Annotated in this window: 9 protein-coding genes; all 9 read right to left on the reverse strand. The window is 42.8% G+C overall.

The annotated features are described in order from the left end of the window. Positions 1–345: 345 nt before the first annotated feature. The 9 genes from QWZ08_RS07930 to QWZ08_RS07970 all read right to left on the reverse strand — a co-directional run bounded on the left by QWZ08_RS07930 (position 346) and on the right by QWZ08_RS07970 (position 14,467). Positions 346–2,496: an FN3 associated domain-containing protein gene (locus QWZ08_RS07930; protein WP_290336796.1), complete on the reverse strand. Its 2,151-nt coding sequence runs from the start codon at positions 2,494–2,496 to the stop codon at positions 346–348. Between the two features lie 83 nt (positions 2,497–2,579). After that, positions 2,580–3,608 (reverse strand): 6-bladed beta-propeller, encoded by a 1,029-nt coding sequence (locus QWZ08_RS07935; protein ID WP_290336797.1) that lies wholly within the window; start codon positions 3,606–3,608, stop codon positions 2,580–2,582. A 262-nt stretch (positions 3,609–3,870) separates the two neighbouring features. After that, the gene (locus tag QWZ08_RS07940) at positions 3,871–5,319 is read right to left on the reverse strand and encodes a DUF1501 domain-containing protein (RefSeq protein ID WP_290336798.1); all 1,449 of its coding nucleotides are present in this window, start codon (positions 5,317–5,319) and stop codon (positions 3,871–3,873) included. Between the two features lie 3 nt (positions 5,320–5,322). After that, on the reverse strand, positions 5,323–7,644 hold the full coding sequence (locus QWZ08_RS07945) for a PSD1 and planctomycete cytochrome C domain-containing protein (RefSeq protein WP_290336799.1): 2,322 nt from the start codon (positions 7,642–7,644) through the stop codon (positions 5,323–5,325). Positions 7,645–7,889: 245 nt separating this feature from the next. Then, positions 7,890–8,357, reverse strand: coding sequence for an SRPBCC family protein (locus QWZ08_RS07950; protein WP_290336800.1), 468 nt, complete (start codon positions 8,355–8,357; stop codon positions 7,890–7,892). 29 nt (positions 8,358–8,386) lie between these two features. Next, positions 8,387–10,699 (reverse strand): GH92 family glycosyl hydrolase, encoded by a 2,313-nt coding sequence (locus QWZ08_RS07955; RefSeq protein ID WP_290336801.1) that lies wholly within the window; start codon positions 10,697–10,699, stop codon positions 8,387–8,389. 31 nt (positions 10,700–10,730) lie between these two features. After that, complete coding sequence (locus tag QWZ08_RS07960; RefSeq protein ID WP_290336802.1) at positions 10,731–11,582, reverse strand: glycoside hydrolase family 16 protein; 852 nt, start codon at positions 11,580–11,582, stop codon at positions 10,731–10,733. Between the two features lie 93 nt (positions 11,583–11,675). Continuing rightward, complete coding sequence (locus tag QWZ08_RS07965; RefSeq protein ID WP_290336803.1) at positions 11,676–13,019, reverse strand: alpha-L-fucosidase; 1,344 nt, start codon at positions 13,017–13,019, stop codon at positions 11,676–11,678. Between the two features lie 29 nt (positions 13,020–13,048). Beyond that, positions 13,049–14,467: a glycoside hydrolase family 125 protein gene (locus tag QWZ08_RS07970; protein ID WP_290336804.1), complete on the reverse strand. Its 1,419-nt coding sequence runs from the start codon at positions 14,465–14,467 to the stop codon at positions 13,049–13,051. Positions 14,468–14,476: the final 9 nt, after the last annotated feature.

A 14,476-nucleotide genomic window follows, 5' to 3' on the forward strand; every position in this document is an offset into this window, starting at 1 on the left:
TTAATGCCGTTCAGCTAGAAGTAGTAACAGCACCAATCCCTGTAGTCAAACGAGTCGTATTGTGGCTTGGAAAGTTAAACACTTCAAATAAATACAAAGATCTTTTCTATTTGAATAGTCGCCTCCTCAGCCGGCGGGCTGCGTAACTGGAACGCCGCTGCTTTTGCTTCTTTCGAAAATTTGCTTCGCATTTTTCAAATTCCGGCAAGCCGGAAACGTAGCAAAAGAGGCGGCTTATCCAGTTACTGTTTTCAACTCGAAGAACGATTGAAGAGTCTTCTTTTTCTGCCAGTTTAACACAAAGAATAAAAGCTTTTCAAATTAAAGACCTACTACAATATTCACTTAATTTAAAAAAATCTCATCCACAAAAATCCAACCCTTATCACCCTTGCCCCGATGCCAGAGTGGTAATTTGGGAACAGGTACAACTACCACTTTTATGTACTTTTCTTTCACCGCTTCAAATGCCAGGTCGTACCCTTTTAAATAAGCAGGCGCCACCTTATCCGGCTGCGTTGGATTTATTTTTTTCAATAGACGGAGATGGGCCAAATCATTGCCAGCCCAGACTTCCAGCTGTTGTGGCGGCATAATATAGCCATCGATATTGATCAAACTGCTGACTGTAACCGAAGAAATAGTTTTGAGCGTATCAAAATATAAAATGGCTTGCATAGGTGCACCCCGATAACCGATCCATTTACCGCTTCCCTGGTTCAGATCACCTTTCTGTGCATCAGACAATATTGTAGCCGGCATCGATTTATACGGCACGTCCGCCGAAGCTTGTATAAAACGAATGGAATCAATTTTAAAACCGGCTTTGTAAAAAGTTTTCTCTACTATATCGCTGCTGATCCATCCTGTTTTATAAGCCTTTGCTTTTACTGTAATATTTTTATCGAGCATTACATCTCCTTTATAAACAGGTGACGAAATGCTATCAGGATCTTTACCGTCCGTAGTGTACCGGATAGTAACGCCTCTTACAAAATGTTTTAGTTTCAAAGGCGTAGGTTGTAACAGCACCTGTTCTTCATTTTCAACCATTGGTTTGTTTAATTTTATAACAATGGTATCACCTGTAAAGCCCGTTTCTATTTTGGTACTTTTAAATTGCTTTTCAATTGCTGCTAAATTTTCAGACTGTGCCGGTGTGCTCCAAATGTACAACTGGCTTAGTTTTGGTAAAGAGGTCAATACATTTAAGCTGGCGGCATTTACACCTGTACCGGATAACGACAACTGTTTTAACTCTTTCAGTGCACCCAGTGCTTTTAAACCTTTTCCTTTAATATTGGTGAATGATAAATTAAGTTTACGGAGGTTGGTGAATTGGGCGATAGTTGCCAAATCATCATCCTGCACAGGCATTTTATTTAAGTTAAGCGTAACGATCTGTTCTTTTACCGCCAGCAATTCTTTCAGTTGCTCCGGCTTAAATTGTGCCGCACCAAAAAACTGTACACCCAATGCAGGCGAGCCTAAAGACAATGGTGCCACCAGCCGGTAATTATTGCGCAGTTCTTTTATTTTGTTTTCATCCGCAGGTTTAAAAGTATAGTCGTCTGTTTCGATTGTGTTAAATAAAGCCGTGGCTATCGTGCGGAGTGTATCCGTTGCCGGTAATGCCGCAACTTTGGCTGTGTCGTTGGCACCCATTTTTAACCAGTGATATAAAATGCTGATCTCATCACCCGTCAGCTGCGGTTTGCCAAGTGGTGGCATGTGCTTTTTATTTTCTTCCGGCAGGTGGATCCGGTTCATCAGCAATCCCAAATCGGGTTGCGTCATATCCCATAAGGCGCCATCCTTACCACCTTTTTTTAATGCCGAAAATGATGCCATCACCAGTTCGCCCTTTGCTTTTTGAGGGTTGTGACAACTGACACATTTGGCTTTAAAAATCGGCTGCACCATGTTGGCATAGACAAAGGCGTCTTCAAATAATACGGGGGCTTGCTCCTGGTCTTTTGAAACCGGCGCCAGTATAAAGTTATCTCCGTGGGTTATATCTGCACCAAGGTGACCGGTAATGATAACAGATGCAACCCCAACTACAGAAGCCATTACCAGTATAGCTTTGCTGCGTCTTACGCTGTTACGGAAATTATACCAGCCAAGTGATAATAACGAAACGATGATACCGCCCCATTTATGCCAGGCCACGACTTCCTGCGTATAACCGTTTTCTTTCGAGAGTAATAATCCCATCAACGCACTGATGACAGAAGTGATGGAAGCCAGCAATAACAGACCATCGCCAATGGATTCCTGTTCAGTTGAGGATGATTTTTTTAAGCGGGCAACCACTTCCCAAAAAATGCATAGCAGGAATAACACAATGGGAAAATGCAGCAGCAAGGGATGCATGCGGCCGATGGTTTGCACCCACGGTGGAACAATTAATCCCTTCTCAAAAATTAATAAAAATACCAGCAGGCAATTGAATGCAAAACTGGTATTGTACAAAATGGTTTTCCACCGCTGCATATTTTTTATTCAATTTTATTCTTCTTACAATACAGTGCCCTACTGCTTTTTGCAGTTATTTTAAATCAAAAAAGAAACGTGCTTTATACAACCGGGGATAACTTATAAGGATATACTTTACCCGAATTCCATTGTGCGATGTACAGATTTTCTTCATCATCTATACATACATCATGAGGATAATCAAAATATTTGGTGGCCTGTTTCATCTCCTGTAGTTTGTTGTCGATATACATCGGTTCGCTGCCACCAAGGTTAGATACAACCTTAAAATTTTTGTCCAGTATCGTTACGAAGCCTGATTGTTTCCAGAGGTTTGAATTGCTTTGCAACACCGCAGAGTATAAGTATTCTCCTTTGATCACCGGGCGGCAAACCCATGCGCCGGGCAGCGGAATGGTATCTATATATTCGCCATTGAAAGTATATCTTTTAAAGGCATTCTGCTGACGGGAGGTTACCAGTAAACAAGGCTTTCTCGCATCCCTGTTATCAATGCAAACTCCATGTGCGTTCAGTAAATGTTTCGGTTCATCACCCCTGCCACCAAAATGGCTGATGTAGCGCCCGCTTGCATCGTAGCGGATGATGAAATCTTTTCCATATCCATCGGCTACATAAATATCGCCATTGGCAGCAATGGCAGTCTCTGTTGGAACGTATTCTTCTGCCTTGGTATATTGTCCTGTTTCTTTGGGATAATTCAGCGTGAGCAGCACCCGTCCATCCAGGGTGGTTTTAATTACCTGGTGGCGGTTGTTATCGCAGATAAACAATACTTCCGTTCCATTTTCATTGAAGATGGTGAGCCCGTGTGCACCGGGATATTCGCTTCCCCAGGTGTTTAGTAATTTGCCTCCTTTATCATAAATAAGCACATTGTTTTTTATTTCATTGGTGAGCAAAATAATCCGGCCCTTGCTGTCCTGCACCATTTCATGGCAATCATTTACCGGGTTGCGTGCCACATCCGCCTGACTCCAATGGTTGTTGAGGCGATAGCGTTTGTTGCCCTGGCCAAGCACAGGATCATCATAAAAAGCCTGGGATGGCTGCATGATAAGTCCGGCTGCTGCGATGGAAGAAGTTTTGATAAATGTTCTGCGGTGCATATGGGTTATTTTTATGAGGTTAATTTTATTAAGCAATCTTACCAACCCCGTCAGCGGTTAAAAACCCTGACGGCGTTTGTTGAATAATATTCAATTAAGCGGTATAGGTTTCAAACAAAAGTCTTTTAAAGTCTTCACTAATCGGCTGTTCCTTCCTCAACGCCGACGGGGCTGAAAGCCGCCGACGTGGTTATGTTACCCCCACCCTCCGTCCGTTCACTCCCGGTCTGACCTGCGGTGCCGACCGGGAGTGAACGGAGTGCTACGCCACGATCCCCTTGACCACATTACCAGCCACATCCGTTAACCGGTATCGTCTGCCCAAATGTTTAAAGGTTAGCTTTTCATGATCAATGCCCATCAGGTGCAATACCGTAGCATGAAAATCATTTACATGCACCGGATCTTTGATGACGTTATATCCAAACTCATCTGTTTCGCCGTATACGCCGGGCTTTACGCCACCGCCTGCCATCCAGATGGTAAAGCACCTTGGATGATGATCGCGGCCGTAATTTAATTTTTCCAGTTTGCCCTGGCAATAATTCGTGCGGCCAAATTCTCCACCCCAGATAATGAGGGTTTCGTCAAGGAGGCCCCGTTGTTTTAAATCGGTAATCAATGCTGCCGAGGCCTGGTCGGTATCCATACACTGACCCTTGATTTCGTTGGGTAAACCACCGTGGCTATCCCAACCCTGGTGATACAATTGCACAAAGCGAACACCACTCTCAGATAATTTTCTTGCCAGCAAACAGTTGGCGGCATAGGTGCCGGGTATCAGGCAATCCGGACCGTATAGTTTTACAATATCTTCAGGTTCTTTGCTAACATCTGTAATTTCAGGAACCGCTGTTTGCATGCGGTAAGCCATTTCATATTGTTGTACTTTGGCGTTGATCTCGGGGTCGCCAGACTCCTGGAATGTTTGCGCATTCAGCTCTTCCAGCTTATCCAGCATCTTTCTTCTGTCTGCTTTATCAATACTTTCGGGATTGTTAAGATACAACACCGGGTTATCGCCACTGCTGAACTGCACGCCCTGGTGAACAGAATCTAAAAATCCATTGCTCCATAACTTTGAATATACGCCCTGTCCATTGCCTTTGCCTTTTGACAACAGCACACAAAAGGCAGGCAGGTTTTTATTCTCGCTACCTAAGCCGTAACTAAGCCAGGAGCCCATGCTGGGGCGGTTACCCACCTGTGCACCGGTTTGAAAAAAGGTAAGTGCCGGGTCATGATTGATGGCTTCGGTATGCATGCTTTTTACAAAACATAAATCATCCACAACCTTAGAAGTATAAGGCAACAATTCACTGATCCATGCCTTGGCCTCACCATACTGGTTGAACCTGAAAGCAGTGCCAGCCAAAGGAAATTTCTTCTGGTCTGCCGTCATACCTGTAAGACGCTGGCCCATGCGGATGGACGCAGGAAGATCCTGGCCAAACATTTCGTTCAGCTTCGGTTTGTAATCAAACAAATCCAGTTGGGAAGGTGCTCCATTCTGAAAAAGATAGATGATCCTTTTTGCTTTGGGCGCAAAATTGGGCAGGCCGGCCAGCAACATTTCTTCATCGCTTTTGGCACCGAATAAATCCGGTATCAACAACGATCCCAATGCTACACTACCAATGCCTAAGCTCATTCTTGACAGAAACTTACGCCGGTTCATACCCAGCCCATGTTCCAGAATACGTTTATCCATAACTTATGTTTTTATAATGGCCTCTTCCATATTGTACATCATACTGATTGTCTTCATCAATGCAGCCGTTGTATTGGCTTCCACATTTTTATCCTGCGGATATTCACCGGCATTTAAAGTTGTATTTGCATTCAGTTGCTTCTGCTGAAATTGTTTCAACTGGTCATCAAAATAAGATTTCAGGATGTCCATTTCTTTGGTACCAGCTGTTCTGCAAATGATACGGTGAAACGCTTTTTTTATCTTTTCTTCCGGTAATGATTTTTCTTCCATCAGCTTTTGTGCAAATACCCTTGAAGCTTCCAGTACGGTGGGATCATTCATCATCATCAATGCCTGCAGAGGCGTATTGGTTTGGGTACGTTTTACTTCGCACTGGTCACGGTTACTGGCATCGAATAAAATCATGCTGGGCGGTGGAACAGTTAATTTTATAAAAGTATACATGCCTCGCCGGTACAGCGCTTCACCTTTATCCTGTTTGTAAGTGGCCAGCTCTCCCCTGCCCGAACTTGCCATCTCCCAAAGGCCTTTTGTTTGGTAAGGCTTTACACTTGGGCCGCCGATTTTATCTACCAGCAAGCCGCTGCTGGCGAGTATAATGTCCCGTACAAATTCTGCTTTTACTTTCATGCGGGGTGCACGGCTAAGCCAGATATTTTCCGGATCCTTTTTATAGTTTTCATCTTTTACTTTGCCTGACTGTCGGTAGGTCGCAGATGATACAATTTGCTTGACGAGTCGCTTTACGTCCCAGCCATGTTCCATAAAATCTACCGACAGCCAATCGAGCAATTCCGGGTGTGTGGGCAGTTCGCCCTGCATACCGAAATCACCCGCTGTTTTTACAATACCACGGCCAAAAATTTCCTGCCAGATATGATTTACAAAAACCCTTGCCGTAAGCGGATTGTTCTGGCTCACCGTCCAGGCTGCCAGACCGAGGCGGTTACGTGGTGTGGCTACTGTATCAAAGGGCATTACCGCTTTTATTGCAGAAGGCATTACTTCTATTGTTGGCTGATCGTACACACCGCGGTTGAGGATATATGTTTTACGCATGGTATCCCGTTCGCCCATCACAGACACTGTCATGGCACCCGTATCTTTTTTATTGATAAACGTGAGCACGCTTCTAGCCTCTGAATCGCTGATATTTAAAATAGGATTTTTTGCAGGCTTTGAAACCGATACATCGCCTTCGTAGCCTACCTCTTTCGTGTTATTAAAAAAGGCAAATAACTGGTAATATTCTTTTTGAGAAATGGGATCGTATTTATGATCGTGGCACTGGGCGCACTCTGCTGTTAAACCTAAAATGCCTTTGGTGTAGGTTTTGGTTTTATCCAGAATATAGCTGATGCGGTATTCTTCCGGCACAACTCCTCCCTCTTCCGTGTATTTGTGGTTACGGAAAAATGCGGTAGCCAATACTTCTTCCTTATTGGCTTTGGGCAACATATCACCCGCTATTTGCCAGGTAAGAAATGTATTGTAGGGAAGGTTTTCATTAAAGGCATGAATCACCCAATCCCTCCAGGCCCACTGTGTTCTTACATTATCATCCTGGTAACCATAGCTGTCTGCGTAGCGTGCGATATCCAGCCAGTGTACCGCCATTTTTTCTCCGTATTCAGGCCGGCTCAATAAAGTATCTATCAGCACATCATACGCATTGGCGTTTTTATTGGCCATAAAATCATCCATCATTTTTTCTGTTGGTGGTAGGCCCGTTAAATCCAATGACAGTCTTTTTAATAACCTTTCTTTATCCGCTTCTTCATTCATGGAAACGCCCGCAGCTTCCTGTTTCGCAATGATAAAATTGTCAATTTCATTTTTTACAACTTCTTTATTTTTGACTGCAGGAACCGGTGCCTTAACAGGTTTTACAAAAGCCCAATGCGGCTCGTATTTAGCACCTTCGCTGATCCATTTTTTAAACAGGGCAATTTCATGGGCTGATAAAACACCGAGGTGAGAAGATGGTGTTGGCATCTGGTAACCAGTATCCAAACTGGAGATGCGTTTATATACTTCTGATTCTTCCGGCTTAAACGGAACAAATGCAAAAGCGCCTTTGGTTTCCTTCAACGGTTTGAATGCAGAGTCAGGAATATCAAGCCGCAAACCGGCTTCTCTTTTATTTACATCCGGACCATGACATTTAAAACATTTATCAGATAAGATCGGGCGGATATGAAAGTTGTAACTCACCTTATCCGGCATTGTTCCGGCAATGCTGCTGTTATTATTCATACAGGCCAGCCAGCCGACAACAGTTATAATTAATAAGGCAAATACGCCCAATATTTTAAATTTCATACAGCTTACTTTTACAATTCAATCTTTTATTCGTCAATATAATTCAACTCAAATAAATCAACTGTTCAGTGGCCGGTATGGCGTACCGGCGGTGGCGTTTAATAAAGCAATCATTTGTCAATAATAACACTAATATATCCTTAAGGTTTCCTTTCTATTAACCAAGTCTGCCTTAATTTTAATATTCGATTTTAAAGTCAGACATTAACCCCGCAGCTAATGAAAGCTATTGCAACTTGAAGACTTTACAAACCATATGTCTGAGATCGTTCAATTTCCACATTTCTTTTCAAATCAACCAACCGCTGTTTCACGTTCTTTTGTAAGTTACGTTTTATTAAAATTGTTGCCAAATTGAAAGGAAACCGGAGTGAAAAGGAATATAAAAATATCACCTCCGTTTTGTTGTCACTTATTTTCCTGAAGGTCCAGGATCCCAGGAAGGATGCAAATAGAAAAGGCCCCCGGGTCATTTTAATGGCTGTCACCAGGGGCCTGTTAAATGTAATGTATTCCGTCACCATACCCATGCCGTTTTTAGCTACGCAAAATGCCCTCGCTCCTTTACCCGCGTGCTCCGCGCCTTCTATCAGATCCGCCTTTTTTAAAAAGGTATCCCATTGCAGCCGTTTGCGGTAATCCTGGGTAAAGTCAAAAATTGTTACTGCATTCTCGTCAATGATTATCTTTTCCGAAAATTTTATTGCATGCATTTGGCTTGTTTGCCCGGCTATTCAGCTGGTTACTTTTTGTCTTTTGAAAAAGAATAAGGTGCATCTGCCTCCTTAATTCCTCTTTGTTTATTCGGGGTGGCACCCATCAAAAACTGCAGGGTTCCACCCTTCTGTAAATCGAAATGGCTCAGCCAGTTTTGACCAATTGTTTTGCCATTTAACTGCAGGTTTTGCACATACAAATTTTGTTCGCTGTTGGCTGGTGCATTGATCTGTAACAGTTTGCCGTTCTCTAATTTTACAGACAGTTTTTTAAATAAGGGTGCTCCCAATACATACTGGTCGGTACCCGGACAAACAGGATAAAAACCCATAGCGGAGAATACATACCAGGCGGAGGTTTGACCATTGTCTTCATCACCACAATAACCATCAGGTGTAGGCTTGTACAGTTTATTCAGCGACTCTCTTATCCAGTATTGTGTTTTCCAGGGCTGGCCGGCATAATTATATAAATAGATGAAATGCTGTATGGGCTGATTGCCGTGTGCATATTGTCCCATGTTCATGATCTGCATTTCACGGATTTCATGAATGGTGCCCCCGTAATAACTGTCATCAAAAACCGGTGGCATTACAAAAACAGAATCCAGCATTTTTATAAACGATTCCTTTCCGCCCATGAGTGTTTTTAATCTTTCAATATCATGAAAAACGCTCCAGCTGTAATGCCAGCTATTGCCTTCTGTAAATGCATCGCCCCATTTAAAAGGACTGAACGGTTTTTCAAAAGCACCATCCTTATTTTTTCCCCGCATCAGGTTGGTTTCTTTATCAAAAAGATTATTAAAATTCTGGCTGCGTTTTGCGAAGAGGTCAATTTCGCTTTGCGGGCGTTTCAATGCTTTTGCCAGCTGATAAATACTAAAATCATCAAAGGCATATTCAAGTGTACGGGCAGCATTTTCGTTGATCTTTACATCGTATGGAACATAGCCCAGTTCATTGTAATATTTAACACCCGTGCGGCCTGTGCCTTGCGGACCTTCATTCTCCGCGCCATGCAACAGCGCCTGGTACAAAGTATGGATATCATAACCACGAAGGCCTTTTACATAAGCATCGGCTACAATAGAAGCGGAATTGTTACCCACCATCACGTTACGGTAGCCGGGGCTTGACCACTCGGGTAAAAAACCACCTTCTTTGTAACTGTTGATCAAGCCTTCCTGCATCTCTTTATTTACAGATTGAAATACCAGATTTAAAAATGGATACAGTGCCCGGAAGGTATCCCAGAAACCAGTGCCAGCGTACAGATACCCCGGCAAGGTGTTACCGTTGTAAGGACTATAATGAACTATTTTTCCTGACGCATCCACTTCGTATTGCTTTTGAGGAAACTGCATGGTTCGGTAAAGACAGCTGTAGAAAGTTCTTGTCTGGTCAACCGTGCCACCTTCTGCAATCAGCCTGCCCATTTGCTTATTCCATATATCGCGGGCTTTTTGTTTGGTAGCATCAAAAGAATCTTTACCTAATTCGTGTGTAAGATTTTGTTCCGCCTGTTCAAAACTGATAAATGAGGAAGCCACTTTTACATTCACTTTTTCGCCTTTGCCAGTTTTAAAACCGATGATGGCACCGGCATGATTGGCCGTTAACTCCAATGTATCTTTTACCAGGTTACCATCCCGCCAGGATTGCGCAATAGAAAACTCCTTATCAAAAATAACCACAAAATAATTTTTAAAATTCTGCGGAACACCACCGCTGTTGCGGGTTGTGTAGCCAATTATTTTTCTCTCCGAAGGAATTATTTTGATGTACGATCCTTTATTAAACGCATCTACCACAATAAAAGCACTATCCGTTTGGGGATAGGTAAACCTGAATTGGGCTGCCCTTTCTGTTGGTGTTATTTCTGTTGTTACATCCGCGTCAGCGAGGTAAACGCTGTAGTAATAGGGCTTCACAATTTCCGCTTTATGAGAAAACCAACTTGCCCTGTCGTTCTGGTTAAACTTTAATTTACCGGTTACAGGCATAATGGAAAATTGTCCATAATCGTTCATCCAGGGTGATGGCTGGTGGGTTTGTTTAAAGCCGCGGATCTTATCTGCCCCATAAGTATACTGCCATCCGTCGCCCATCATACCCGTTTGAGGCACCCAATAGTTCATACCCCATGGAACAGAAATGGCGGGATAAGTATTGCCATTGGAAAGATCCGGTTTAGAGTCGGTGCCCATTAATGGGTTTACCCAATCCACCGGGTCAGTTACTTTTGTTACTGTCTGTCCAACACCTCTGGTTGCTATACTAAAGCAAATCAACAACAAACCCGCCTTTACTACACTATACCTGCTTACATTATCCATACTATATTTTAGTTTTTTTATACCTGTTATATTAATGCTTCTTTTTATAGAATCTTACATAGTCTACTACAAATTGTTGCGGCAAAACCGCATCGTCAATCGGGCCGGGCCACTCTGCACCCATGGCCAGGTTAAGCAATAAATAAAATGGTTTTCTGAATGGGTTGTTATTTCCCTTGCCGGCAGAATCAATTACAAAATGATGATACAACTGATCATCAAAATAAATATCCATGGCATCTTTGTCCCATTCCAAAGCATATACATGAAAATCATTTTGCAAAGCTGTGGAGGTTGTTTTGCTGCCACTTGAACGGTGACCAGTTGCAGCAGATGAATCAGCAAAATGAATGGTACCATAAATATCCTGCGGATGATTGCCGATAAATTCCATGATGTCAATTTCGCCGGCACCCGGCCAGCCAATTCTTTCCCGGTCAATGCCCAGCATCCAGATGGCAGGCCAGATTCCGCCCCCATGCGGCAGTTTTGCTTTTACTTCAATACGCCCATACTGCCATTCGGCCTTTTGGTTGGTGTTGATACTTGCAGAAGTGTACTGTGTCAGCGAATCTTTTTGTGACCAGTTATTGGAGCCCTTCACGTAATCACTATTGGAATAGGTTTCTTTTTTACCGGTAATAGTTAGCACACCATTTTGCACCCAGGCATTTTCGCTTCGGGCATTGGTATAATATTGCTGCTCCTGGTTGCGCACATGCCCGTTTTCGTAATTCCATTTGTTTGGATCGGGCAGGCCTTTGTAATTAAACTCTTCCCGCCAAACCAGCTTCCAGCCTTTCTTTTGCTGTGCATTGGCATTGGCAGCAACACAACAAATAACAAGGACAAAATAAAATTGTATAGTGAATTGATTTTTCATAACTGTATTAAAAAAGCCGAAATCAAAGTACGCAAATACCAGCTTAAGAGTTGTATTCAATACTGATCATTTGCTATTCATAACTGAATAAGTTTAATTCAACCCACCCTGGCCACGGTATAATCTTACCGGCTTATCCAATGTAAGTTTAAGCACGGTCATGTATTCGTCCCGGACATTTTCAGGCACATTGATAAACACCAACCCTGGCACCGGGCTCCAGGAAATTTTGCCCACCACTTTAGGTTGTAAATGGGTTGAAGTACCAAGCACCTGTATATCTTTGATGTCATTCACCAGGCCTTTTACCATTACATTGCCCGCTGTTTGTGCTGGTAAAAAAAGATACAATGTGGTTGAATCTTTGGTGATGGTCGTTGGTCCGTAAAAGTGGCCCTGCGGTAGACCGGCAAGGGTATTAAAAATAGCTTCGCCGTTCTTCTTATTCCACTTACCCAGTTCTTTTAAAATATGCACCTGTTCTTCGGGTATGGTACCATCTGCTTTCGGGCCGATGTCCAGCAACAGGTTTCCACCGTTACTCACTGCATCCACAAAAATGGTGATTATTTCAAAAGGTGTTTTGTAAGCGGTATCATCGGGATGATAACCCCAGTTATTATTGGTTGTCATGCACAGTTCCCACCAGTTATACTTTGGTTTGCTAACCGGAAAATTTTGTTCAGGTGTTTCATAATCACCATAGCCCTGCAGCCTGCCATTGATGATGGCATTAGGTTGTATCGCCAGTATTTGTTTCCGTACATCGGCTGACTGCCATTCATCGGCGCTCTTTTCCCAGTCGCCGTCAAACCACCACAGGTCAGGCTTATAGGCCGTGTTGATTTCATTGATCTGGCTTTGAAAAAAATGCTGAAAGCGTTTCCATCGCTCCGGTTGTTCTGCAATTTTATAGCGGTTGGTATCCTTCATAAAACCCGGGTAGTCGGGATGACTCCAATCCAATAAAGAAAAATAAGCGCCTCTTTTAATGCCCTGTTCATCCAGTGCTTTATAAAATGGCCCCAGCACATCCCGCTTTGCAGGAGTATTATTCACCACACTTAAATGTTTTTGTCTGGTGGGCCACAAAGCCATACCATCATGGTGTTTGGTGGTGATGACCGCATACCTTGCGCCCGTTGCTTTTATCAGACCTGCCCATGCCTGCGGATCATATTTCGATGCGGTAAATCCCTTCATTTGTTTGATGTAATCTGCGTAGCTTATTTTTTTATTGTAGAAGCTCCAGCTTTCATCAACACCATTTACAGAATACATGCCCCAGTGAATAAAGATGCCCAGTTTGGCATCAGCAAACCATTGCATTTTACTGCGGATAGAATCCGGATTTATTTTTTGCTGTGCGTTTGTATTCGTAAAAAACAATAACAAGGCAAGCGAAATACAAAATGTATAAAAGCATTTTTTTATCATGTCGGTCAGCAGTTTTTAATTAAAAATCATTACGTTAATAAATGTGGCTTTGCCTGGTACACTTCCCACAACAATTCGCCAAAAATAGTATTGGCCCAGGCAAACCATTTGCGGGTAAAATTATTGGCATCATCTTTTTGGAAAGACTCATGCATAAAACCAGTACTGCCATGCGTTTTACGCAGCATCTCAATACAGTGCTTAATTTCCGTATCATTGTTACTGGTTAATCCACGCATAATGATGCTTAGCGGCCATATCATATTCATGCCTGCATGCGGACCGCCAATACCTTCCGCAGCTTTGCCTTTAAAGAAGAAAGGATTATTGCTGGATAACAATAATTTACGGGTGTTGATATAAACGGGATCGGTATTTTTAACCGCATTTAAATATGGCAGCGATAATAGGCTCGGTACATTCGCATCATCCATTAAATTAAAACTTCCAAAACCATTTACTTCATACGCATAAATTTTTCCGTATTGCGGATGATTGATGACAGCGTATTGCTGCAACGCTTTGTCTACTTCGCTTGCGAGGGCTGTCAACTCATTCGCCAAACCATCATCTTTAAAAATTTGTTTTACCATGATGGATGCCTGCCTTAAACTTACTACCGCAAAAAAGTTGGAGGGAATGAGGAAAGGAAAAACAGTTGCATCATCACTGGGGCGAAACATAGAACAGATCAACCCAACAGGTTTTACCGGGTAACCATAGCCGCCCAGCGGAACGCCATCTGTAGCCCAGGCGGTAGTGCGTTGAAATGTGTAAGTACCGTTGCCTGTTTTGCGTTGTTGTTCTTTAAATGTTTTTAAAATTAATTGAATGGCGTTTTTCCACTGCCCGTTAAAAGGAGTTGTATCGCCGGTTTCTTTCCAGTAATTATATGCCAGCCGGATGGGATAACAAAGCGAATCAATTTCCCACTTCCGTTCGTGTATGCCGGGTTGCATCGTGGTAAGATCACTCTTCCATTCACTCACTTTATTTTCGTCTTTATAAAAAGCATTGGCATAGGGATCTTTTAAAATGCATTTTACCTGGCGGTTGATAACGCCGGTAACTAACTCCTGTAGTTCTTTATCTTTTTTCACAAATGCCAGGTAGGGCCAAACCTGTGCCGTACTGTCCCGCATCCACATGGCATCAATATCGCCGGTAATAACATAGGTATCAGGATTACCATCCACCATTTCAAAGTCAACCGTTGTATCCAGCGTGTTGGGAAAACAGTTTCCAAACAACCAGCCAAGTTCCTTATTTTTTACTTTCGATTGAAATTCAGTAATGGCAGCTTCCACCGCTTTGCTGTGAAATTTTCTTTTGTCATACGGTATTCTTACTACGGGAAATGCAGGATCAGCTTGTGCGAAAGAAAAATTTTTCATCATTAGTCCGGCGCTTAATAAACCGGCACTTTTAATAAATTCGTTGCGTTTCATACTTATTTT

It is taken from the genome of Ferruginibacter paludis (assembly GCF_030409685.1).
GTDB lineage: Bacteria > Bacteroidota > Bacteroidia > Chitinophagales > Chitinophagaceae > Ferruginibacter > Ferruginibacter paludis.

Excerpts from the sequence above, each read along its gene's own strand:
- QWZ08_RS07930 (WP_290336796.1), bottom strand. The coding sequence starts at position 2,496 with ATGCAGCGGTGGAAAACCATTTTGTACAATACCAGTTTTGCATTCAAT.
- QWZ08_RS07935 (WP_290336797.1), bottom strand. The coding sequence starts at position 3,608 with ATGCACCGCAGAACATTTATCAAAACTTCTTCCATCGCAGCAGCCGGA.
- QWZ08_RS07940 (WP_290336798.1), bottom strand. The coding sequence starts at position 5,319 with ATGGATAAACGTATTCTGGAACATGGGCTGGGTATGAACCGGCGTAAG.
- QWZ08_RS07945 (WP_290336799.1), bottom strand. The coding sequence starts at position 7,644 with ATGAAATTTAAAATATTGGGCGTATTTGCCTTATTAATTATAACTGTT.
- QWZ08_RS07950 (WP_290336800.1), bottom strand. The coding sequence starts at position 8,357 with ATGCATGCAATAAAATTTTCGGAAAAGATAATCATTGACGAGAATGCA.
- QWZ08_RS07955 (WP_290336801.1), bottom strand. The coding sequence starts at position 10,699 with ATGGATAATGTAAGCAGGTATAGTGTAGTAAAGGCGGGTTTGTTGTTG.
- QWZ08_RS07960 (WP_290336802.1), bottom strand. The coding sequence starts at position 11,582 with ATGAAAAATCAATTCACTATACAATTTTATTTTGTCCTTGTTATTTGT.
- QWZ08_RS07965 (WP_290336803.1), bottom strand. The coding sequence starts at position 13,019 with ATGATAAAAAAATGCTTTTATACATTTTGTATTTCGCTTGCCTTGTTA.
- QWZ08_RS07970 (WP_290336804.1), bottom strand. The coding sequence starts at position 14,467 with ATGAAACGCAACGAATTTATTAAAAGTGCCGGTTTATTAAGCGCCGGA.